Raw genomic sequence first — 20,251 nt, 5'->3', positions numbered from 1 at the left:
TCGATCCATTACGGTGCTGCTAAAAATGAACGGATCGCTTCTCTGTTTTTATCTAAATCAATATCAATTACAGATCCTGCATGGCTATACGAAGTAAAGGAATAACTGTCCTCAACTGGAATACGCAAAGTCTGCAGATCTAGTTTACGTTTTGCGATAACTGTCAGTACTTTAGTGAGCTCGTCCTTCGTCGTGAGATCTGTTTCAATGAAGTTATCGAGTGCACCGGCTACTTTTGGAGCTTGTAAAACAGTTGATACGCTAAACAACTCGTCCTTCACTGCTTCAATCACTTCCTGCTGACGATTGACTCGTCCAAAGTCGCCTTCATCATCTGCGCGGAATCGTGCATAGCCGAGTAGTTCTTTACCATTCAACTTTTGTACGCCTGGTTTTAGCGTGACACCAATTTTCTCAGACATTTCATTCTTCACATTCATTTCTAGACCTTTTGGAAACGTAATATCCATAATCGATTCGAAATTATCGAAATCGACGACTGCATAGTGATGAATCGGAATATTGAACATCCCCGAAATCGTTTCTTTCGCAGTTTGGACTCCGCCTAAGTAGTATGCGGTATTCAGTTTGTACGATTGGTACCCTGGAATTTGTGCATAAATATCTCGCATGAATGAAATCAAATGCGCGGTTCCAGCGGTTTGATCCCAAGACAGCACCATCATGGTGTCGGTACGATATTTTCCAGAGCCGTCATTATCGATGCCGAGCAGTAGATAATTTTCTGTCGTCGGATCTTGTGGACTCAGCAAATCACCTTGAAATTCTCCTGGATCAATCTTACTACCTGCTGTCAAAGCCTTACCTTGTTTATATTGAAAGTAACTATAAGCTGATATCGTTACCGTGAAAAGCAATAGTACTGTCATAAAAACTCTGCCAACGCGTAATTTACGCTTCTTTTTTCTACGATGCGGCTGTTGTTCGTCGAAGTGTTCGTCCATGTGGCATTCATTCCTCCATTATCCGTGTGTATCCTGTTAATCAGGACGTTTCTGTTCACAAGGGGTTGCGTCCAGTCACGAGCTTTGCTTGGCGGATCGACCTATTTGCAACGCTAGCACTAGCATAGCCACAAATAAAACAAGAAATACGAACAATGTCACGTAATGATTTTCAGTGTAGTCATATAAGGAAGCGATAAGTAACGGCAAGATCCCACCGATGATAAATCCGCCTGTCTGCATCATTGCAGTCCAGGAATTCGTTTCTTCGGCAGTATCTGTCGCGTCCATCGGCATCAGTAAGCAGATTGGGAATAATCCACCGAGCGGAATTCCCATGACGAGAACACCCACAGCAAACCACAGCGGATCGGCTGTCCACATTAACCCGATCGAGACAATACCGAGTGCAAGAATACCGACAAGTGCCGGCGTTCTACTAGTAAACTTCTGTAAAACAATAGGAAAGCCGATATTCATAAAAATCTGTACAATCGTCATCCCACTTAGCAATGTCCCCGCTTGTAGAAGTGTCATGCCATTCGATACCGCGATGGGAACGAGGTAAGTTAAAACGGAAAAGAAAAGCGCGGTCTGTAAACCAAAGAAGATCAGAAAGCTCCATGCCTGTTTACTGCGCCAAGGATTCTTCCCCTTTTGCATAGTTTGCTCTGTCACTTGCTTCACTTGGATCGGATGCGCGGCGGTGATAGCCCACGCCAGGATGCCAAGAACCGCAATGCCTGCCCAAACCGCAAGTGCGAATGAGTAGGAATGGGCTTTTTCATAAAAGACACCTGTCAATCCTGTACTCAGCGTCGCTCCCATACCCATGCCGAATGAATAAATTCCTACGACAACAGCAACATGCATCGGGAAGTATTGTTTGATCAGTGCAGATAATAACGGTCCAATGACAGCAATCGCCACACCTGCAAGAAAAGCTGTCAATAATAAGATACTGAACGAAGTAACAGCAAAACGCGCGCCCGTTGCTACAGCAAGTAACACCAACATCAAGTACATCGTTTTATTCAAGCCGATTGCTTTATTCAGTATCGGTGCCAGCATCGCGAAGATACCCATGCAGATCACCGGAATAACGGTCAGGAGACTAACTTGCGTGTTCGACAACAACAGATCATCACGTATGATGTCTAGCATCGGCCCGATGGAAGTAATCGCCGGGCGTAAGTTGAGCGCGACTATGAAAATCGCAAATAATAGTAGACCTTGAGTTGTTTTAGAGCGCAATACAATGACTCCTTTTAGATATAATACATATATAACATCTATCTTCATTATATCGTAAATCAAAATTGTAAACAGTACTAGTTCAAACATTCCATTTCACGTAATTTTAATGTATACTAGGAACATTGTGAAATTAGGAGGATATTATTTATGTTAGCAGTTAGTAATTTAAGTCTTCGCTTCGGCGATCGCAAGCTTTTCGAAGACGTCAATATACAGTTCAATCCAGGCAATTGCTATGGATTAATTGGAGCGAACGGCGCTGGTAAATCAACATTTGTTAAAATTGTGTCAGGTGAACTTGAACCCCAAACAGGTAATGTTATTCTTGGAAAAGACGAGCGTATGGCTGTCTTGAAGCAGAACCACTTTGAATACGAAGAATTTGAAGTAATGGATCTTGTCATCATGGGCCATAAAGAGCTGTATGAAGTAATGAAAGAAAAAGACGCTATTTATATGAAGGAAGATTTCTCTGATGAAGACGGCATGCGTGCAGCTGAACTCGAAGGCGAATTCGCAGATATGAATGGATGGGAAGCAGAATCTGAAGCTTCTGTTCTCCTTCAAGGTCTAGGCGTTCCTGAAAGTATGCACCATTCCAAAATGGCGGAACTTGATGGTTCGAATAAGGTAAAAGTATTGCTTGCACAAGCGTTGTTCGGCAAGCCGGACGTACTATTACTGGATGAGCCGACAAACAACTTGGACACAAAAGCCATTCGTTGGTTGGAAGAATTCTTGATCAACTTCCAAAACACAGTCATCGTAGTTTCCCATGACCGTTACTTCTTGAACAAAGTATGTACGCACATCGCAGATCTAGATTTCAGTAAAATTCAGATCTACGCTGGTAACTACGACTTCTGGTATGAGTCTAGCCAATTGGCATTGAAACTATCTCAAGAGTCAAACAAGAAAAAAGAAGAAAAAGTTCAGGAATTACAAGCGTTTATCGCACGTTTTAGTGCCAACGCTTCAAAATCTAAACAAGCTACTTCCCGTAAAAAGACGTTGGAAAAAATTGAGTTGGATGACATCAAGCCATCTTCTCGTCGTTATCCATTCGTCAACTTTACAATGGGCCGTGAAATCGGTAATGATGTAGTATCTGTTAAAGACGTTACCAAAACAGTAGATGGCAAAACGATGATCAAAGATGCGTCATTCTCACTTGATAAAGAGGATAAAATTGTCTTGATCGGTAACCCGCTTGCGAAATCAGCGTTACTTGATATGTTGGATGGAATAATCGAGCCAGATTCAGGTACGATCAAATGGGGCGTAACAACAACAAAAGCTTACTTCCCTATGGATAACTCCGAATACTTCGAAGGAGACGAAGAGTCGCTAGTTGAGTGGTTACGTCAATATTCTCCTGAAGATGAAACGGAAACATTCTTGCGTGGATTCCTTGGACGTATGTTGTTCTCAGGTGAAGAAGTTAAGAAAAGCCCGAGTGTGTTATCAGGTGGAGAAAAAGTTCGTTGTATGCTATCGAAAATGATGCTAACAAGCGCAAACGTCTTACTGTTTGACGAGCCGACAAACCACTTGGACTTGGAGTCTATCCAAGCACTTAACAATGGTTTAATCGCATTCAAAGGCGCTATGATCTTCACATCTCATGACCATCAGTTCATCCAGACAATTGCTAATCGTGTAATCGAAATCAATGACGACGGAACAATCTTTGATAAGTCGATGTCATACGACGAGTACTTGGAATGGAAAGGTCAGAAAGCTTAATTGATATTTACTATAGAGACTCCCCTAGAAGATTTTACTTCTAGGGGAGTTTTTTTGAGATTGGTGTTACTTGGTGATAACCTTAAGTAATGTATAAGAACCGTCGATTGGCTGTAATCGCAATCTTCAGCGGCTAAAAAAATAGCCGAAACCGCACCGCTTTTATTATCTCTTCTGCGAATAATTGTCTTGCAGTGCTCTATTAAGTAATGAGATAGATCGATCAATCTCAAACTTTATCGTATCTTTATAAGCTTTGACCTTCTCCTTATCACCAATGCGGTAGATGTAAAGTGTCTGCATCTCTGTCCCCTGCTTATGGATTGGATGTCTGACGATAAGACCGTCGTTGAGTAAGTCATGTAGAGACTTGTATACTTCAGACTTAGTCGGACGATACCCAAGGTCTCTGAAATGATCTAGAAGGTCATCTAATATTTGTAAGCCATACAAGTTCCCTTCTTCTGCCTTGTTGAGCATATAGAGCTTTAAAAAGGCTCTCTGACGAATTACAAATGTACTCTTCATTGTTCTTCCCCTCCTTGATTGCTGTACGTGCATTATGTATAGTATACCAAATAATGAGATGCGAGGATTAAAGTAGGAAACAGGGATTATTTGGAACCAGGTTTCGTTAGAACTATATAATATGTTTATAGATGGATTTGTTTGGATACTCGTAAATAAATCATATACTTTGAGACTTTTCACAATAAAAATAGAGATCTATACTGAATCTTTCTGGTTAGAAATCGAATTAAATGTACAAGATGTTTTGAGTGTCCACTCGATCGATGCGATTTACAAATCGATTGCACTACCTTATTTTTTATTCGCTATGAATAGCTTCCACTATTAAGGGAATAACAGAAAGTAAAAGGAGGTTTTTCATTATGAAACGCAATCTATGGTTTCTGATGGCTGCACTGCTTCTCGTGCTCGCTGGATGCTCAAATAAGCCTGCTACGTCTATTGATGGTAAGACTGACTCTGCTAAGACAAACCAAGAAGGAACGAACGGTGACAAGTCAGAACAGCAAAATGACGACAAGGATGCGAATCTGACCGATGTAGCCCTACTGGATTACTTTCTTCCAGATGGTTCAAGCGCGCATTATAAAGGCGTCGGGAATGAATTTGCTGAACTAGATATTACTGTAGCGAGGCCTGCACAAGACTATGTCGTAATTCACGAAAACAACGGTGGTGCATTTGTTCAAAAAGTGTATAAAGTCAATGGAGATGAAATTCAAGTATTACAGGAAGAACATATCGATTTAGATGCTGGTGTTCCGCCGACCGAAGAACTAGAATCTATGAATCCGATTCGAACGTATTTGAAAGGTCCTATTGAAGTGGGGACGACATTTGACGACTGGAAGATTGTTGAGATGAACGCCTCAGTGGAAACGCCCTATCAGCAGTTCGAAGATGCGGTCGTAATTGAGCAAGTCGGTAAAGACTTCGTCAACAGGATCTATCTTGTGAAGGATTTTGGGGAAGTAAAACGTGAGTCGACAATGTCTATGGAAGGCGAAGATGAATTCGTCGTTACATCTAGTCTAGAAACTGTGACACAACCTTAATTTTTTGCAAATAAAAAGGCGCCACAATGGGCGCCTTTTCTAGTGGTTTAGATTTTAACAACGTTAGCTGCTTGTAGACCACGGTTACCTTCGACAACTTCAAATTCAACCTGCTGACCTTCGTCAAGAGATTTGAATCCGTCGCCTTGGATTGCTGAGAAGTGCACAAAGATGTCTTCTTCTCCGTCAACTTCGATAAAACCGAAGCCCTTTTCTGAGTTAAACCATTTCACTGTACCTTGTTTCATTCGATTACCTCCAAAAAAAATATAAATACTTTAATACACGAACCTTAGCATACAAAAAAATTCACGTATTACAAAAGTTGCCGACGACGCCGATCCCTTTTGTAATAGGTGAATCACTTAGCATACGGTCGTTCGATTAATTTACTTACGTTTAGTATAACATATTGGTCTGAATTGTCAATTGATAAATACATTTTTACAGAATGTTCTTACGATATGTTTGGTTCCCCGTCTAACAACACAATAATGCCGTGATACAATTGCAAGTCTCCTTCACAGCCTTCACAATAGTGTTTTTCAGATGTGGTCCAAAACGCGTGAAAGCAGCCTTTCCGTACTTCGTAATGCTCAAAATACGGTTCCATTTTCCCGATTACTTCTTTAATATATGTTTCTGTATCGATTTTATTCGTAAATGTTTTGGATGAGACACTGTAGTCTCTCCACTCTTCAAACATCCACCACGGCTCAAAGTCCGCCTTCATGTACACCACTTCATACATTCAGTAAGCACTCCTTTACCTTGCGCTATGCAGGAATGATATTCATTCTAGCAAATTCAACTCGCTAATCAAAGTAAATTGATTCATGTTGCGTAATATATGAGTTTTTGGCCATTTTCGGCTATAATTGAGATAGGCTCCAGTAACCTTACTGTCTGCACGATAAATGAAACCTTTTCGCTGTTAATCCGTAAGTATTATATAGAGTCAGAATGGAAGGCGGCCTGAACCATCATGAATAATATAAAAAACTTCTTCACACGACATGTAATTATGGCTCCGACTAGTTTCTTGACATGGGTTATCCTAATTGGCGGTACTAGTATCAACTTTTTCCTAGGTTCCGCAATCGGGATTGCACTGTATGCAGGAGGCAACGTGGCGATTAAAGAACTGCAGTTACGCTCCACACTAAAACAATTTGGAATGGCGCGCTCTGAATATAAACATATTGAACAACAACTGAATGAATCTAAACGTAAGCTAAAGCAGCTTGGAAATATGTACGGACAAGTCCGTTCAATCCAAGCATTCAGACAAGTGTACGATATGTCTTCGATGGCTAGACGCATCATCAAGATCGTCCAGTCCAATCCGAGAAAGTTCTATCAAGTCGAAAGCTTTTTTTATGCCCACCTTGATTCCGTCGTAGAATTAACATCGAAGTATAGCCTACTCGTGAACCAACCATTAAAAGACCAGGAAATCAAGATCGCGTTACAACATACACGCGAGACATTATCCGATTTGAGTCTCGAAATGGAACAAGATTTACGTAACGCTGTATCAACTGATTTGGAACAACTTCGAATGGAAATTGATTACGTCGATATTACACTCAAGCGAAACAAACCGTTGCTCGAATCGAAAGGGGAACATTCCAATGACAGATAAAAACACACTACAAGAAAAATCAGTGGACGATTTGCTCGACAATCCATTCGACATGGATGCTAGTTTGCTTCCGAAAGAGATGGAAAATTCGCTGTCGGACACAGCTGCACCTACTAAATTAATTGATCGATTAACACCTGAAGAACAGGATAAAGCAAGACAATTGGCTTCACAGATTCCTGTCGGTAATTACGAAGCCGTCATTTCCTACGGAGCCAATGCGCAAAACGAACTATCCAACTTCTCTCACAAAATGCTGGATCATGTTCAAGGCAAAGATATAGGCCCTGTCGGCGATGTACTGAATGAATTAATGGCCAAACTATCCGAAATCGATACAGATGATCTTTCGGATAAAAAGAAATCCGGCCTTAGTCGTTTATTTAACAAAGCCACTCGCCCGATTAAAGAAATCATGACAAAATACGAAAAACTCGGCACACAAGTCGATAAAATAAGCGTTCAACTAGAGCATTCCAAACGAGGCTTAATGGAAGACGTCCGCATGCTGGACAATTTGTATGAGCAAAATAAAACTTACTTCCAAGCATTGAACGTCTATATCGCAGCAGCTGAATTAAAGATTGATGAAATCAATAGTACAATTATTCCAGAACTGCATAAAAAAGCACAACAATCGGATGATCAAATGATGGTTCAAGAAGTCAATGATATGGCACAATTTGTGGATCGTTTAGAAAAACGCCTGTATGACTTGCAATTATCACGCCAGATCACGATTCAGAGTGCTCCGCAGATTCGGATGATCCAACAAACGAACCAAACACTGGCTGAAAAGATCCAGGCTTCCATTATGACGGCGATTCCACTTTGGAAGAACCAGATTGCGATTGCTTTGACACTCAACCGTCAGCAAAAGGCTGTGGAGTCACAGAAGCTCGTCACGAAGACGACGAACGATTTATTGCTTCGTAACTCCGAAATGTTGAAAGTGAATAGCATTGAGACAGCTAAAGAAAACGAAAAAGGTATTATTGAGATCGATACATTGAAAACAACACAAGAGAACTTGATCCAGACGATCGAAGAAACGTTGCTGATCCAAGCAGATGGCCGCGCGAAACGCAAAGCTGCCGAGACTGAGATCGCTAGAATGGAACAAGATCTGAAGACACGTTTACTCGCTGTATATGAAGAATCACAAAACCGTCCCTCATAAGAGAGACGGTTTTTTTGTTGGTGTAATTTCAAGATATAGGTCAGGACCGCTAGTGAGTCTGCGGACAATGAGCGGATACAATCAGCGATAGAGCGCTTAGCGTATCGTATGATCGGATATGGCACCTAATAGAGCGGTTGGCAGTGACCATAGAGCGAATACGCATGAATTATGAGCACGTAGACGAATTATTGAGCGTAAGCCGCACAGTTCTCACCAGTTATTCAAGTTTAAAACTTCAAACTACAATAGTTCCCGCGCTACCCATCCCAAACATAAAGAAGACGATTCAATTAAGAATCGTCTCTACACTTCCTACTATTTATTCACCTAGCAATCACTCAAAATACGTCTTATAAAAGCCGCCGACCTTGCCGGAGTTGTCTACCACAAAGATAAACTCCTCGGTCTCATTCTTCACTTCATACGACTTCCCTACCATTAGCATATTACTAACGGAAAATTTCGCTGCATCGGTATGCGTACACGTCACCGTCTTCAATGTAGGCTCATCTAGCCATTGTAAATATGACATAAAATCTCTCCTTTCCCAAATAAAAACGACCCGCTGATTAGCGGGTCGCTTGGATTGTGTTAATTAAGAACCTAGTAGAAGGTCTTCAGGGTTTTCAAGCAACTCTTTAACCATCTTCAAGAATCCTACAGAATCTTTACCATCAATTACACGGTGATCGTAAGAAAGTGCAACATACATCATTGGGCGAATTTCGATATTGTCACCAATAGCTACTGGACGCTTCTGAATTGTATGCATACCCAAGATTCCTACTTGAGTACCGTTTAGGATTGGAGTAGACAATAGTGAACCGAATACTCCACCGTTTGTAATTGTGAATGAACCACCTGTCATATCAGCCAATGTCAACTTGTTGTCGCGTGCTTTTTTCGCAAGCTCTCCGATAGATGCTTCGATTTGTGCGAAACTCTTACGGTCTGCGTCTACTACGTTTGGTACAACTAGTCCACCGTCAGTAGATACTGCGATACCGATATCGAAGTAATTCTTCAATAGGATTTCATCGCCATCGATTTCAGCGTTAACGTATGGATATTTCTTCAATGCAGCAACGACTGCTTTCGTGAAGAATGACATGAAGCCTAGACGTACATCGTTTTGCTCGAAAAACTGGTCTTTTTTGCGTGAACGAAGTTCCATCATTTTCGACATATCAATTTCGTTAAATGTAGTTAACATTGCTGTTGATTGTCTAACTTCAAGCAAACGCTTAGCGATTGTTTGACGGCGACGAGTCATTTTTTCACGAGTAATACGGCCATCATCTTTCGCTTCTGCTTTAGGAGCTGGAGCCGCCGCAGCAGGTGCTGGAGCGTTGTTGTGAGCAGATACGTCTTGTGCGCGTACGCGACCCATTGGATCAACAGGTGATACGTCAGCAAGATTGATACCTTTTTCACGTGCAAGCTTGCGTGCTGCTGGACTTGCAATTGTGCGGTCTGAAGAAGAAGTTTCTTCTGCTACAGCTGCTGCTGGAGCCGGAGTTTCTTCTTTTTGTGCTGGTGCTGGCGCTGCTGCTTCAGTTGCTTGTGGAGCTTGTTGTGCCGGTGCACCTGAACCTTCGCCTACAATCGCGATTACTTGGCCAACTTCAACTGTGTCGCCTTCTGCAGCCAATAGTTCAGACAATACACCTGCTTCTTCTGAAATGACTTCGACGTTCACTTTATCTGTTTCCAATTCAACGATGAATTCACCTTTATCCACGTTTTCACCGGGTTGTTTCAACCATTTTGCAATTGTACCTTCTGTAATTGATTCTGCTAGTTCAGGTACTCTGATCTCTGCCACAATAAATTCCTCCTCGTAGGTATACCGTTTTTTAACGGATAAGCTACTTTGTATAAGTAGTTTTTTAACTTTTTCTGTAAAGCTTCTTTACTTGTTATATCACTTTTTCAAAGCTTCTTCAATGATTCGGTTTTGTTCTTTTTTATGAGATGCGCCGTCGCCTTCAGAAGGACTTGAGCGTTTAATACGACCGACATAAGAAATGTCTTTGCCGTCAGCTAGTTTTTCTAGGAACGGATAAGCGAATGACCATGTACCCATGTTCTTCGGCTCTTCCTGAACCCATACTAAATCTTTTGCTTTCGGGAAACGAGCAACGATTTCTTTGATTTTGTCGGATGGGAATGGATATAGCTGCTCTACACGGATTACGTGCAAGTAGTCGAATCCTTCACCGTCTTTGATCTTCTCAGCCAAGTCAATTGCCATCTTACCGCTTGCGAACAAGATCTTTTTTACTTTTTCAGGTTTAGTTCCTGTACCAGGTTGCTCAAGAACTGTCTTGAAGTGACCTTCCGTTAAGTCTTCAACGTCTGCTCCAACTAGTGGGTGACGAAGTAAAGACTTAGGCGTTGCAATTACTAACGGACGCTCTGCTTCGCTGCCGAGAATTTTCGACTGGCGACGCAATACGTGGAAGTAGTTTGCTGCACTGGAGATATTCGCGACTGTCCAGTTGTTTTCTCCACAAAGTTGTAGGAAACGCTCAATGCGAGAACTGGAGTGTTCTGGTCCTTGTCCTTCAAATGCGTGTGGCAACAATAGCACAAGGCCAGATTGCTGACCCCACTTCGAATAACTTGAAGATACGAACTGGTCGAACATGACTTGTGCCATGTTTGAGAAGTCACCGTATTGTGCTTCCCAGATCGACATCGTTTTGTCTTCTTCTAAGTTATAACCGAATTCATATCCTACGATACCTGCTTCGGACAGTGGGCTGTTATACGCCACGAATGAAGCAGTAGATCCGCTAATATGATGCAATGGAACAAGTTCTTCACCTGTTTTTTCATCATGTAATACTAAATGACGCTGTGCAAATGTACCGCGCTGGATATCTTGTCCAGAAATACGGATTGGCTTACCGTCTTGAATGATTGAACCGAATGCCAATTGCTCAGCATGTGCCCAGTCGATTTTCCCTTTACCTTTAAACGGCTCTAGGCGACGCTTCAAGATTTTATCCAATTTATTGAAGACAGTGAATTCTTCTGGATACGTCAATAGCTCATCGTTCATTTGACGAAGGCGATCTTCCGCTACCCCTGTTTCAAGATCACGTGGAAGTCCAGCTTGTACCACTTCCGGTGTTGCATTAGAAATTTCCGGAGCGTCTGCTGATTCTTCTTTTACGTGATCGTACGCTTCTTGCATCGTTGCGATCACCGACTTGTCCATTTCTTTAACCTCTTCGTCTGTTAGAAGCTTTTGCTCTACTAGACGCTGTCCGTAAATTTCACGAACTGTAGGGTGTTTATGGATTTCGTGGTACATCACTGGATTTGTCACTAGTGGCTCATCCATTTCGTTGTGTCCGTAACGACGGTAACCGATCAAGTCGATTAGTACGTCTTTGCCGAACGCCTGGCGATATTCAAATGCCAGTTTTGCAACAGCTAGTACTTCTTCTGGGTGATCTGCATTCACGTGGAATACAGGCACTTCATAGCCTTTTGCTGGATCAGATGCATAGTGTGTAGAACGGGAATCATAATATTCCGTCGTAAAGCCAATCGTGTTGTTGGCAATGACATGGACCGATCCACCTGTTCTAAAACCGCGAACACGAGAGTAGTTAAATGATTCTGGAACGATACCTTGTCCAGGGAACGCTGCATCACCGTGTACTAAAATCGCGTATGCTTTATTTGTATCTTGTTGTGGAATACCTGGGTTGTCCGTGTTTTCTTGGGCAGCACGAGTCTGACCCGTAATTACAGGGTTTACTACTTCTAGGTGAGATGGGTTATACGCAAGGAAGCGATTCATCCCAGACTTACCTTTATGAAGAGCACCCATATGGTATTTCACGTCACCGAACCAGCCGCGCGTTACTTCAAGAGATCCGTCTTTTGGTAAGAACGGTGAAGCAGGTACGCCTGCGAATTCAGCAAACATCATTTCGTATGGTTTGTTTAAGTTGTGCGTCAATACATTCAGACGTCCACGGTGAGCCATGCCGATTAGCACTTTTTCCATTTTCGCATCTTCGGAAAGACGCATTAATTCATCAATTAAGACGACTAATGTGTCCACACCTTCGATGGAGAAACGTTTCGCTCCTACGAATGTACGGTGAATGAATTTTTCAAAGCCTTCAATTTTCGTCAAACGCTCAAGAAGTTGTTTTTTCTCGTCTTCTTGCATTTTTGACTGTACGTCGCCGTTTTCAATTTTTGATTGAATCCAGTTACGTTCTGTTTCATCGATCAAGTGAGAGAATTCATATGCGATGGAGCCTGTATAAAGAGACTTCAAATAATTCATTGCATCTAATCCATTTTCAACTGTCGCTGGAACATTTTTCAAGAACAAAGTTGCTGGCAATCCGACCAGATCGCTTTCTGTCAATCCATGATATGACAGTTCAAGACGGGATGTATCTTTAGGTCGATCGTTTAATGGATAAATGTCTGCTGCAAGATGTCCATAAGAACGAATAGCTTCAAGTAAAGAATAAACAGCAAGAACTTTACGCAAATCCGTTTGGGAACCTTGCGCTATAACTGCCTCTTGACCTGACTCATCCATCTGAGGCGCACCAAAATTCCTGAATAGCTCTGCTAAATCAGGATCTACTGCATCTTGATCTGTTTTGAACAGATCGTACATTTCCATTACATACCCAAGGTTTGGACCCGAAAAATTAGCATACGGGGAACGATGGGAATCCACATTGTTCGACATGTAATATAACCTCCACATTTGCCTATCGGCGTGTTGTGTTTATTTTAACTACTTCTATACAATAATAGCACGCAAACCTTAGAACTGAAAGGGATTAATCCTAATATGCGTAGTTTTCTGCAAAGTACTTGGAAATATATTAAAAAATACTGAAAACTACGTCTCTTAGGCACTTCGCGTACATTCTCATTTTTGGAACGATAAAATCAATTCTGCCATCTTTTCAGGTGTCTTCGGTTCTGTCGTCTTTTCAATATTCGACAGCAATCGATTTTTTTCCTTCACGAGTTCATCAAATTGTTCTGTAACAGACTGCACTTCGAATTGCTCTTCTTCTATTTGTAATGCCAATCCCTTAGAAGCGAAGTATTCTGCATTCAATATTTGATCACCACGGCTCTTTGAGGCGGCAAGCGGAACAAGCAACATCGGCTTATGGATCGCAAGCAATTCGAAAATTGCATTCGACCCCGCACGCGAAACCGCATAATCAGCAACCGCTAGCAAATCAGGCAATTCATCGGTGACATATTCATACTGTACGTACCCCGCCACTGAAAGACCTTCTACCACATTCCCTTTACCACATAAATGAATGATCTGATACTTCTGTAGCAACGCGGGTAATTCATTGCGCACCGCTTCATTCAACACGGCAGAGCCTTGACTACCTCCCATGATAATGAATACCGGCTTTTCGGAATTCAAACCTGTTCTGCGTAATCCCTCTTGCCGATCGCCCATAAACAGCTCAGGACGAATAATCGGGCCTGTGCATTCAGATTTTGCTGTAGGCACATATTGCAACGTCTGTTCAAAGACAGTAAAGATTTGGGATGCGAACGGCAATGCCAATTTATTCGCAAGTCCTGGCGTCACGTCTGATTCATGGACAACAACAGGTACATTTGCAAGTTTCGCTGCCATGACAACGGGTACCGAAACGAAACCTCCTTTAGAAAAGATGATCTCCGGCTTCAGTTTCCGCAAAATAGCGAGCGCTTGTAGCGTCCCTGCACCAACACGAAATGGATCCGTAAAATTCTTCATTGAGAAATACCGACGCAATTTACCACTTTGTATTGCGTGATAGACCACTTCCGGATGACCTTCTCCTATCAACTCTTTTTCAATACCTTCATGAGAACCAATATAATGCACACTATACCCTTTACCCAAAAATACAGGAATTAATGCTTGATTGACGGATACGTGTCCTGCTGTACCGCCACCTGTTAAAACGACTACCGGTTGTTTCATTCATTCCATCCTTCCCTATGCGTTGCCTACTATATTTCATGCTACACTAGTCAAAACGAAAAAATTAGTAGAGGAAATCAAAACTATGACTACTGTAACGAAACCTTTGCAACAAAAAACATCGATTTTTATTAAGATTATGATTCCCATTGTGATTACGCAAGTCGCGCTTTATCTGATGTCGTTCTTCGATATTCTCATGACAGGGCGCTACGACACGTTCCACTTAGCAGGCGTGACCATCGGCAGTTCCTTCTGGATACCAGTCTATACCGGCCTTTCGGGAATTCTGATGGGCCTGACTCCTATTATCGCACAGCAAATCGGTGCGAAGAATAAAAGCGATGTCCGTCCGACTGTCCAGCAAGCATTATACGTATCTCTCGCTCTTTCAGCAATCATTTTCGTGTTGATCCACTTTGTCGTGTTACCCGCTATTACGAGAATGCCACTGGATGCACCGGTAATAGAAGTAGCGTCCGCCTATCTGACGGGTATGAGCATTGGATTGGTGCCGTTGATGGCCTACACTGTTCTGCGTTCATTCTTTGACGCACTCGGTGCAACCCGTGTCTCAATGTTTATCATTCTGTTATCTGCACCCATTAATATCGCATTGAACTATTTATTGATTTTCGGTAACTTCGGTTTTCCAGAACTAGGTGGTGCTGGCGCTGGGTATGCATCCGGATTCACCTACTGGCTCGTGTTCTTCATCGCGGTGCTAATCGCTTGGTCATCCCGCCACTTTAAAGAGTTTACGCTGTTTAGTGGATGGCAACGAATCTCTTTCCGCAAATGGAAAGAAATTTTACTCATTGGCGTGCCGATCGGATTATCCATATTCGTAGAAACGAGTATCTTTTCTGTCGTCACATTATTAATGAGCAGTTATACCGCACAAGTCATCTCGGCTCACCAGATCGCGCTCAATTTCACGTCTCTCCTCTATATGGTGCCGTTAAGCGTCTCGATGGGTACAACGATACTAGTCGGTCAATCAATTGGTGCGAATAAAACGAAGGACGCGCGCGAGTATACGTATCTCGGCATAGCGTTCGCTGTGGTTTTCAGTTTCTTATCCATATTCATTTTACTGATGTTCCGTGAGTCGATTGCTTCTATGTATACGACGGACACAGCGATTATTACACTAGCCGTGCACTTCTTCATCTATGCCGCACTCTTCCAGCTATCGGACGCAGTGCAAGCGCCAATCCAAGGTGCGTTACGTGGCTACAAGGACGTAACGATGACATTCCTAGTCGGTGTCGTGTCATTCTGGCTCATTGGGTTGCCTACAGGATTCGCACTCGCCCGCTATACGGAGCTAGGCGCATACGGATACTGGGTTGGTCTCATAGTTGGTCTATCGGTAGGTGCGGTGATTCTGTCGTTTAGGTTACGGTTTATACAGAATAGGTATCGTGAAGTGGAATAATGAGTTGGTTACAGGCTGATGGAGTTTTGATTCCATTGGCCTTTTTTGTGTCTGAAGTGAATGAGAGCCATGCAAGTTATGCTCATTCATTCGTCTAACGCGCTCATAGTTCATCTGTATCCGCTCTATGGTCAACGTGAAGTGCTCTATGATACGAGGCAACCGCTCTATCAAAGTCCACAACCGCTCATACTGCACGTCAAGCGCTCTATACTAACCTGTATCCGCTCATTACCCCTCGCATCTCTATCAGTCTCAACTACTCTCTTGAACTTCTACAACGGAAATCATGCAGTCTCTAACTCTCCCCATTAAAAAAAGCTAACGGAAATCACTCCGTTAGCCTAACTAGCTTTACTTCTGTATAAACTGCTGTGTCCAATAGTGTCCATTCGCATCATAACCGATACCGATATGCGTAAACCCAGGCGTTAGGATATTTTGACGGTGTCCAGCTGAATTCATCCAAGCTGTCACGACATCCTGTGCACTGCGCTGACCCATCGCGATATTCTCGGCTGCCGAACTATATGTAACACCATTCTGTTTCATCTGATCAAACGGTGAACCGTATGTCGGGCTCGTATGAGAGAAATAGTTGTTCGCTGCCATATCGGCTGATTTCTGCTTTGCGGACTTTTGCAAGGCTGCATCGATCTGCAACGGCTTGAGTCCTGCCTTCGTACGTTCCGCATTCGTCAAATCGAGTACGGCTTGCTCTGTTGCAGACACATTCGCTGTTTGTTGTGCCGGCTTGTCTGTTTGTGGTTTCTCCACTGGTTGGTTTGGCTGAGTTGGTTGTTGTGCAGGTGGTGTCGGTTTCGCAACCGGACGTTGTTGTGGCTTCTGGTACTGATAGTTACCAAAGTAATACGTGTACACCTGCTGATCCGATACATTCCACGTATAGGTGTGTGTTTTCACCTGATTTGTCGTGCTTGCCTCTGCTGCATGTGTAGGCAATAAAATAGCTGAGCTTAATAAGATGAGTGATAAAGGTTTTTTCATCTTGGTCCCTCCTTTTCTACGTGACCTAGCATAACGTCAAAGAAAAGGAGAGATTTTGGTCAAACCTACCAATTTGTCCAATGAACTCTAGAAAGCTATGGAATGAGAGTCTGAGAACGATGTAATTAGCAACCTTATCCAGTAGAGAAGACTATTAACAATAGAAAGCTATTGACAACTAGTTTTTTGGCGTATATTCAATGTCGGTGAGTTGCTCTCCGATGATCACTAATTTAGACGGTATTTGCATATATTCAGGTATCCAGTTGACCATGCCATATGCATATTGGAATAAATGCGAGTACCGAGAACCTTCTAGTTGGATATAGCCTTTCATCCGGTAGACGCTGTCTGGTAATGTCCGCACCCAGTCTTCAAAATGTTGTTGGTTGATCGGTGTATCAAACGCCAACACCTTTGATGCAAGTGGTAATCCACTACCTGTTGCGACCGGCTGCTTGGGTGCTTCCACATTGACCATCTTCTCGATATAGCTGAAATCGACTTTCGCGTTCACGGTCTGGACGAGCGGTGCGTAACTATTAAATTGCGTCACTTGCATCGTCACGAACGCCAATTGGTTGTCTGTCAGCAAATCCGTCTTATTGAGCACCATGAAGTGTGCGTGGCGAACTTGTTCGAGGAATAAAGCCTGTATACGAGGCGACAGCTTATCACGGTCGATCCAGCGCTTGGCGTCCACTACAGTAACAATTCCCTTGACGTCTAGTTTCTCTGCGAATAACGGCGAGTAAACGGCGTCTAACGCTTCTACAGGGTGAGCAGCACCTGTTGTTTCAATGAACAGTACGTCAATCTCCGGATAATCTGCTAGTAAGCCTTGTAATTGTGCCTCTGTAGATTCCGCACCCGTACAGCATATACAGCCGTTTAGTAATTCCTTTAACGGAACCTCTCCTGCTTCCTCGACGATTTGACTGTCGATATTCAGTTCTCCGAATTCATTCATTAGAACAGCTGGTTGTCTTCCTGATTTCTTTACCTGGTCTACCAGATTAACGAGTAGTGATGTCTTACCGCTTCCGAGAAAGCCGCTGAGTAAATATACATCGATCATAGTTATATCATCCTTTTCCATAGAGAACACGCGCCCAACGATTGCTGGACGCGTGGATCTTTGATTATGAGTTAATTTCTTTTAACACGACTTCTTTCGCTTTCAGCAATTGCGGGTCATCTTCTTTCATCTTGTCCCGTAATTTCTGCATTAAGCCGACTGTTGTATCGCCAGTCAAGATGCCTGTCTGCTCTTGTGATAGATCTTTCTGCAACGCTTTAACGGCTTGTGCTGTATCTGCGTCGTAGAGACCATCTGCTTCTCCTGGGTCATACCCTACCGCTTCTAACATCTCTTCTGCCGCTTGTACGGAAGGTGAAACGAGACCTTCGTCCATCTCTTCAGATGAATCTAGGAAAGGAAGTGACGCATACGAAGGGTACGGTACTTTCACGTCAGGCACGATCCCTTTTTTGTGGATCCAGTTGCCGTCTGGAGTTAGCCATTTCGCTGTCGTTAATTTCAAGTTGGAGCCATCCGGTAATTGAGTCGGTGTTTGAACCGTTCCTTTACCAAACGTCTTCACGCCGACAATTGGAATACCCGCAGACTCTTTTAACGCACCTGCTAAGATCTCAGACGCGGACGCACTGCCCTCATCTACGATCAACGCGACGGGAACGGTTACTTTCTGTCCGTCAGACGAAGGGTACGCTTCCGGTGCCTTCCCTTTTTCCTCCGTTTGGAATAAAACTTTGCCATCCGGAACGAATAAGTCGGAAATGTCGATTGCACCGCTTAAGATGCCACCTGGATTTTGACGCACATCAATGAGTACGCCTTCCATGCCTTTATCAGTCATTTCATTCAGGGCTTCGAGTAATTCTTCATACGTATGTTCAGAGAACGATGTGATATTGATATGTGCGATGTTATCGTCGAGCATTTCTGCATAGACCGTATTGATCGGAATCACGTCACGGACGATTTTCACGTCAAACGGATCCGATTTCTCGCCGCGTCGAACAGATAATGTCACAGTGGACCCTTTTTCTCCACGGATGAGCAATACTGCTTCCGATGAAGACAAACCTTGTATGCTTTCGCCGTCTACTGATAGCACCGTATCATTTGGTAGTAAACCTGCTTTTTCAGCAGGTGAGTTTTTGATTGGTGACACGATACTAATATAGCCGTTTGACTCTTGAATTTCCGCACCAATTCCTTCGAAACTTGAAGATATGCTTTCATTCAATTGCTTGGCTTCTTTTTCATTTAGATAATCGGAGTACGGATCACCCAATGAATCAACCATTCCGTTGATTGCACCGTCGATGACAACTTGATCATCTACATCGTCAAAATAACTTTCTTTCAGTTGATCGTATGCCTCATACAGTTTCTTGAACTCTTTTCGTTCCATACCTACTTGATTCGGTTTGACGACTTCTACTACTTTTTCGTCTCCTACCGTCAGTGCAACGAAGGTAACGGCGGCTGTCGCCAGTACAAGGAAAAAAATGAGCATGATCAGAGAAAACGGTTTGATCCGAATAAAGCGAGTAGGTTTCTGCGCTTCCGGTTGAGGTTTCTCGTTCTCATGCGAATCGTTTTCGTTCATTGTCTTCCCTACTTTCCATATCCCTGCAAAAGACCGCTGCCAAGAGCGGTCTTTTACAAGTTTCTATCTATTCTATTAGTCAGCAATTGCTGCGTCTAGCGCAACTTCGATCATCTCATTGAATGTCGTTTGACGCTCTTCAGGAGTCGTAATCTCTCCTGTAAGGATGTGGTCACTAACTGTTAGGACAGCTAGTGCTTGACGGCCATAGCGAGCCGCTAGTGTATACAGTGCTGCAGCTTCCATTTCCACAGCCAATACGCCGTGACGCGCTAGTTTTTCATGCTGTGCGTCTTCATTATAGAAGAAATCTTCTGTATAGACGTTTCCTACTTGTAAATGCAAGCCTTTTTCTTTCCCTGCATTATACGCTTTCATCAATAAATCAAAGTTCGCAATCGGCGCAAAACGAATCGGGCCGAATGTAACGTCGTTTAGTGAAGAATTTGTTGTCGCACCTTGTGCCAAGATAACGTCCCGTACTTTCACGTCTTTTTGAATCGCACCGCATGTTCCAACGCGAATCAATTTTTGAACGCCAAACTCCTGCATTAACTCGGTTACGTAGATAGAAATAGATGGAACGCCCATCCCAGTACCTTGTACGGAAATGCGTTTGCCTTTGTATGTTCCTGTAAAGCCAAACATATTACGTACTTCGTTATACTGTACGACGTCCTCTAAAAAAGTTTCTGCGATATACTTCGCGCGCAATGGGTCTCCCGGAAGAAGAACTGTTTCTGCGATATCGCCTGGTTTTGCATCAATATGTATGCTCATCTTTTT

Annotated in this window: 18 protein-coding genes; 5 read left to right on the top strand and 13 right to left on the bottom strand. The window is 42.9% G+C overall.

What is annotated here, in order from left to right:
- Positions 1 to 8: 8 nt before the first annotated feature.
- The gene (locus tag CSV64_RS02275) at positions 9 to 965 is read right to left on the bottom strand and encodes an LCP family protein (protein WP_099633437.1); all 957 of its coding nucleotides are present in this window, start codon (positions 963 to 965) and stop codon (positions 9 to 11) included.
- A gap of 75 nt (positions 966 to 1,040) precedes the next feature.
- Entirely contained in the window at positions 1,041 to 2,219 is a 1,179-nt protein-coding gene (locus tag CSV64_RS02270; RefSeq protein ID WP_233190391.1) for an MFS transporter, read from the bottom strand.
- Between the two features lie 150 nt (positions 2,220 to 2,369).
- Between CSV64_RS02270 and CSV64_RS02265 the strand changes: the two genes are divergently transcribed.
- A complete protein-coding gene (locus tag CSV64_RS02265) occupies positions 2,370 to 3,968 on the top strand; it encodes an ABC-F family ATP-binding cassette domain-containing protein (RefSeq protein WP_099633436.1) in 1,599 nt (532 codons plus the stop codon).
- Positions 3,969 to 4,133: 165 nt separating this feature from the next.
- Here the strand turns inward: CSV64_RS02265 and CSV64_RS02260 are convergent, their stop codons facing one another.
- Positions 4,134 to 4,496, bottom strand: coding sequence for a helix-turn-helix domain-containing protein (locus CSV64_RS02260; RefSeq protein WP_099633435.1), 363 nt, complete (start codon positions 4,494 to 4,496; stop codon positions 4,134 to 4,136).
- A gap of 365 nt (positions 4,497 to 4,861) precedes the next feature.
- On the opposite strand from CSV64_RS02260, the gene CSV64_RS02255 reads away from it, so the two are divergent.
- Positions 4,862 to 5,554, top strand: a complete 693-nt coding sequence (locus CSV64_RS02255) for a hypothetical protein (RefSeq protein WP_099633434.1) — start codon at positions 4,862 to 4,864, stop codon at positions 5,552 to 5,554.
- A gap of 47 nt (positions 5,555 to 5,601) precedes the next feature.
- Here CSV64_RS02255 and CSV64_RS02250 read toward each other — a convergent pair whose 3' ends face one another.
- Together CSV64_RS02250 and CSV64_RS02245 are read right to left on the bottom strand one after the other, a co-directional pair.
- The gene (locus CSV64_RS02250; RefSeq protein WP_085130730.1) at positions 5,602 to 5,802 is read right to left on the bottom strand and encodes a cold-shock protein; all 201 of its coding nucleotides are present in this window, start codon (positions 5,800 to 5,802) and stop codon (positions 5,602 to 5,604) included.
- A 209-nt stretch (positions 5,803 to 6,011) separates the two neighbouring features.
- Positions 6,012 to 6,305 (bottom strand): DUF1033 family protein, encoded by a 294-nt coding sequence (locus CSV64_RS02245; protein WP_099633433.1) that lies wholly within the window; start codon positions 6,303 to 6,305, stop codon positions 6,012 to 6,014.
- Between the two features lie 234 nt (positions 6,306 to 6,539).
- Here CSV64_RS02245 and CSV64_RS02240 point away from each other — a divergent pair, with 234 nt between their 5' ends.
- Complete coding sequence (locus CSV64_RS02240; RefSeq protein ID WP_099633432.1) at positions 6,540 to 7,199, top strand: 5-bromo-4-chloroindolyl phosphate hydrolysis family protein; 660 nt, start codon at positions 6,540 to 6,542, stop codon at positions 7,197 to 7,199.
- Positions 7,189 to 8,379 (top strand): toxic anion resistance protein, encoded by a 1,191-nt coding sequence (locus tag CSV64_RS02235; RefSeq protein ID WP_099633431.1) that lies wholly within the window; start codon positions 7,189 to 7,191, stop codon positions 8,377 to 8,379. Before CSV64_RS02240 ends, CSV64_RS02235 begins: the two co-directional genes overlap by 11 nt.
- 337 nt (positions 8,380 to 8,716) lie before the next feature.
- Here CSV64_RS02235 and CSV64_RS02230 read toward each other — a convergent pair whose 3' ends face one another.
- The 4 genes from CSV64_RS02230 to CSV64_RS02215 form a co-directional block, all read right to left on the bottom strand.
- Positions 8,717 to 8,914 (bottom strand): DUF6501 family protein, encoded by a 198-nt coding sequence (locus tag CSV64_RS02230; RefSeq protein WP_099633430.1) that lies wholly within the window; start codon positions 8,912 to 8,914, stop codon positions 8,717 to 8,719.
- Between the two features lie 63 nt (positions 8,915 to 8,977).
- The gene (gene odhB, locus CSV64_RS02225; protein WP_085426223.1) at positions 8,978 to 10,207 is read right to left on the bottom strand and encodes a 2-oxoglutarate dehydrogenase complex dihydrolipoyllysine-residue succinyltransferase; all 1,230 of its coding nucleotides are present in this window, start codon (positions 10,205 to 10,207) and stop codon (positions 8,978 to 8,980) included.
- A 99-nt stretch (positions 10,208 to 10,306) separates the two neighbouring features.
- The gene (locus CSV64_RS02220; protein ID WP_099633429.1) at positions 10,307 to 13,117 is read right to left on the bottom strand and encodes a 2-oxoglutarate dehydrogenase E1 component; all 2,811 of its coding nucleotides are present in this window, start codon (positions 13,115 to 13,117) and stop codon (positions 10,307 to 10,309) included.
- A gap of 186 nt (positions 13,118 to 13,303) precedes the next feature.
- A complete protein-coding gene (locus CSV64_RS02215) occupies positions 13,304 to 14,377 on the bottom strand; it encodes an undecaprenyldiphospho-muramoylpentapeptide beta-N-acetylglucosaminyltransferase (protein WP_099633428.1) in 1,074 nt (357 codons plus the stop codon).
- A gap of 85 nt (positions 14,378 to 14,462) precedes the next feature.
- Here CSV64_RS02215 and CSV64_RS02210 point away from each other — a divergent pair, with 85 nt between their 5' ends.
- Complete coding sequence (locus CSV64_RS02210; protein ID WP_099633427.1) at positions 14,463 to 15,818, top strand: MATE family efflux transporter; 1,356 nt, start codon at positions 14,463 to 14,465, stop codon at positions 15,816 to 15,818.
- A gap of 354 nt (positions 15,819 to 16,172) precedes the next feature.
- Here CSV64_RS02210 and CSV64_RS02205 read toward each other — a convergent pair whose 3' ends face one another.
- From CSV64_RS02205 to deoD, 4 genes are all read right to left on the bottom strand, one after another.
- Positions 16,173 to 16,826 (bottom strand): CAP domain-containing protein, encoded by a 654-nt coding sequence (locus tag CSV64_RS02205; protein WP_099633426.1) that lies wholly within the window; start codon positions 16,824 to 16,826, stop codon positions 16,173 to 16,175.
- 178 nt (positions 16,827 to 17,004) lie between these two features.
- Positions 17,005 to 17,904, bottom strand: a complete 900-nt coding sequence (locus tag CSV64_RS02200; RefSeq protein ID WP_099633425.1) for a CobW family GTP-binding protein — start codon at positions 17,902 to 17,904, stop codon at positions 17,005 to 17,007.
- Between the two features lie 64 nt (positions 17,905 to 17,968).
- Positions 17,969 to 19,465 (bottom strand): lmo1851 family serine protease, encoded by a 1,497-nt coding sequence (locus CSV64_RS02195; RefSeq protein ID WP_099633424.1) that lies wholly within the window; start codon positions 19,463 to 19,465, stop codon positions 17,969 to 17,971.
- A 75-nt stretch (positions 19,466 to 19,540) separates the two neighbouring features.
- Positions 19,541 to 20,245 (bottom strand): purine-nucleoside phosphorylase, encoded by a 705-nt coding sequence (gene deoD, locus CSV64_RS02190; RefSeq protein ID WP_099633423.1) that lies wholly within the window; start codon positions 20,243 to 20,245, stop codon positions 19,541 to 19,543.
- Positions 20,246 to 20,251 lie beyond the last annotated feature (6 nt).

Source organism: Sporosarcina sp. P32b, assembly GCF_002743335.1.
Taxonomy (GTDB): Bacteria; Bacillota; Bacilli; order Bacillales_A; family Planococcaceae; genus Sporosarcina.
The sequence above is the reverse complement of the archived record's forward strand: the minus strand, read 5'-3'. Positions and strand labels throughout refer to the sequence as shown.

Excerpts from the sequence above, each read along its gene's own strand:
- CSV64_RS02275 (WP_099633437.1), bottom strand. The coding sequence starts at position 965 with ATGGACGAACACTTCGACGAACAACAGCCGCATCGTAGAAAAAAGAAG.
- CSV64_RS02265 (WP_099633436.1), top strand. The coding sequence starts at position 2,370 with ATGTTAGCAGTTAGTAATTTAAGTCTTCGCTTCGGCGATCGCAAGCTT.
- CSV64_RS02260 (WP_099633435.1), bottom strand. The coding sequence starts at position 4,496 with ATGAAGAGTACATTTGTAATTCGTCAGAGAGCCTTTTTAAAGCTCTAT.
- CSV64_RS02255 (WP_099633434.1), top strand. The coding sequence starts at position 4,862 with ATGAAACGCAATCTATGGTTTCTGATGGCTGCACTGCTTCTCGTGCTC.
- CSV64_RS02250 (WP_085130730.1), bottom strand. The coding sequence starts at position 5,802 with ATGAAACAAGGTACAGTGAAATGGTTTAACTCAGAAAAGGGCTTCGGT.
- CSV64_RS02245 (WP_099633433.1), bottom strand. The coding sequence starts at position 6,305 with ATGTATGAAGTGGTGTACATGAAGGCGGACTTTGAGCCGTGGTGGATG.
- CSV64_RS02240 (WP_099633432.1), top strand. The coding sequence starts at position 6,540 with ATGAATAATATAAAAAACTTCTTCACACGACATGTAATTATGGCTCCG.
- CSV64_RS02235 (WP_099633431.1), top strand. The coding sequence starts at position 7,189 with ATGACAGATAAAAACACACTACAAGAAAAATCAGTGGACGATTTGCTC.
- CSV64_RS02230 (WP_099633430.1), bottom strand. The coding sequence starts at position 8,914 with ATGTCATATTTACAATGGCTAGATGAGCCTACATTGAAGACGGTGACG.
- CSV64_RS02220 (WP_099633429.1), bottom strand. The coding sequence starts at position 13,117 with ATGTCGAACAATGTGGATTCCCATCGTTCCCCGTATGCTAATTTTTCG.
- CSV64_RS02215 (WP_099633428.1), bottom strand. The coding sequence starts at position 14,377 with ATGAAACAACCGGTAGTCGTTTTAACAGGTGGCGGTACAGCAGGACAC.
- CSV64_RS02210 (WP_099633427.1), top strand. The coding sequence starts at position 14,463 with ATGACTACTGTAACGAAACCTTTGCAACAAAAAACATCGATTTTTATT.
- CSV64_RS02205 (WP_099633426.1), bottom strand. The coding sequence starts at position 16,826 with ATGAAAAAACCTTTATCACTCATCTTATTAAGCTCAGCTATTTTATTG.
- CSV64_RS02200 (WP_099633425.1), bottom strand. The coding sequence starts at position 17,904 with ATGATCGATGTATATTTACTCAGCGGCTTTCTCGGAAGCGGTAAGACA.
- CSV64_RS02195 (WP_099633424.1), bottom strand. The coding sequence starts at position 19,465 with ATGAACGAAAACGATTCGCATGAGAACGAGAAACCTCAACCGGAAGCG.
- deoD (WP_099633423.1), bottom strand. The coding sequence starts at position 20,245 with ATGAGCATACATATTGATGCAAAACCAGGCGATATCGCAGAAACAGTT.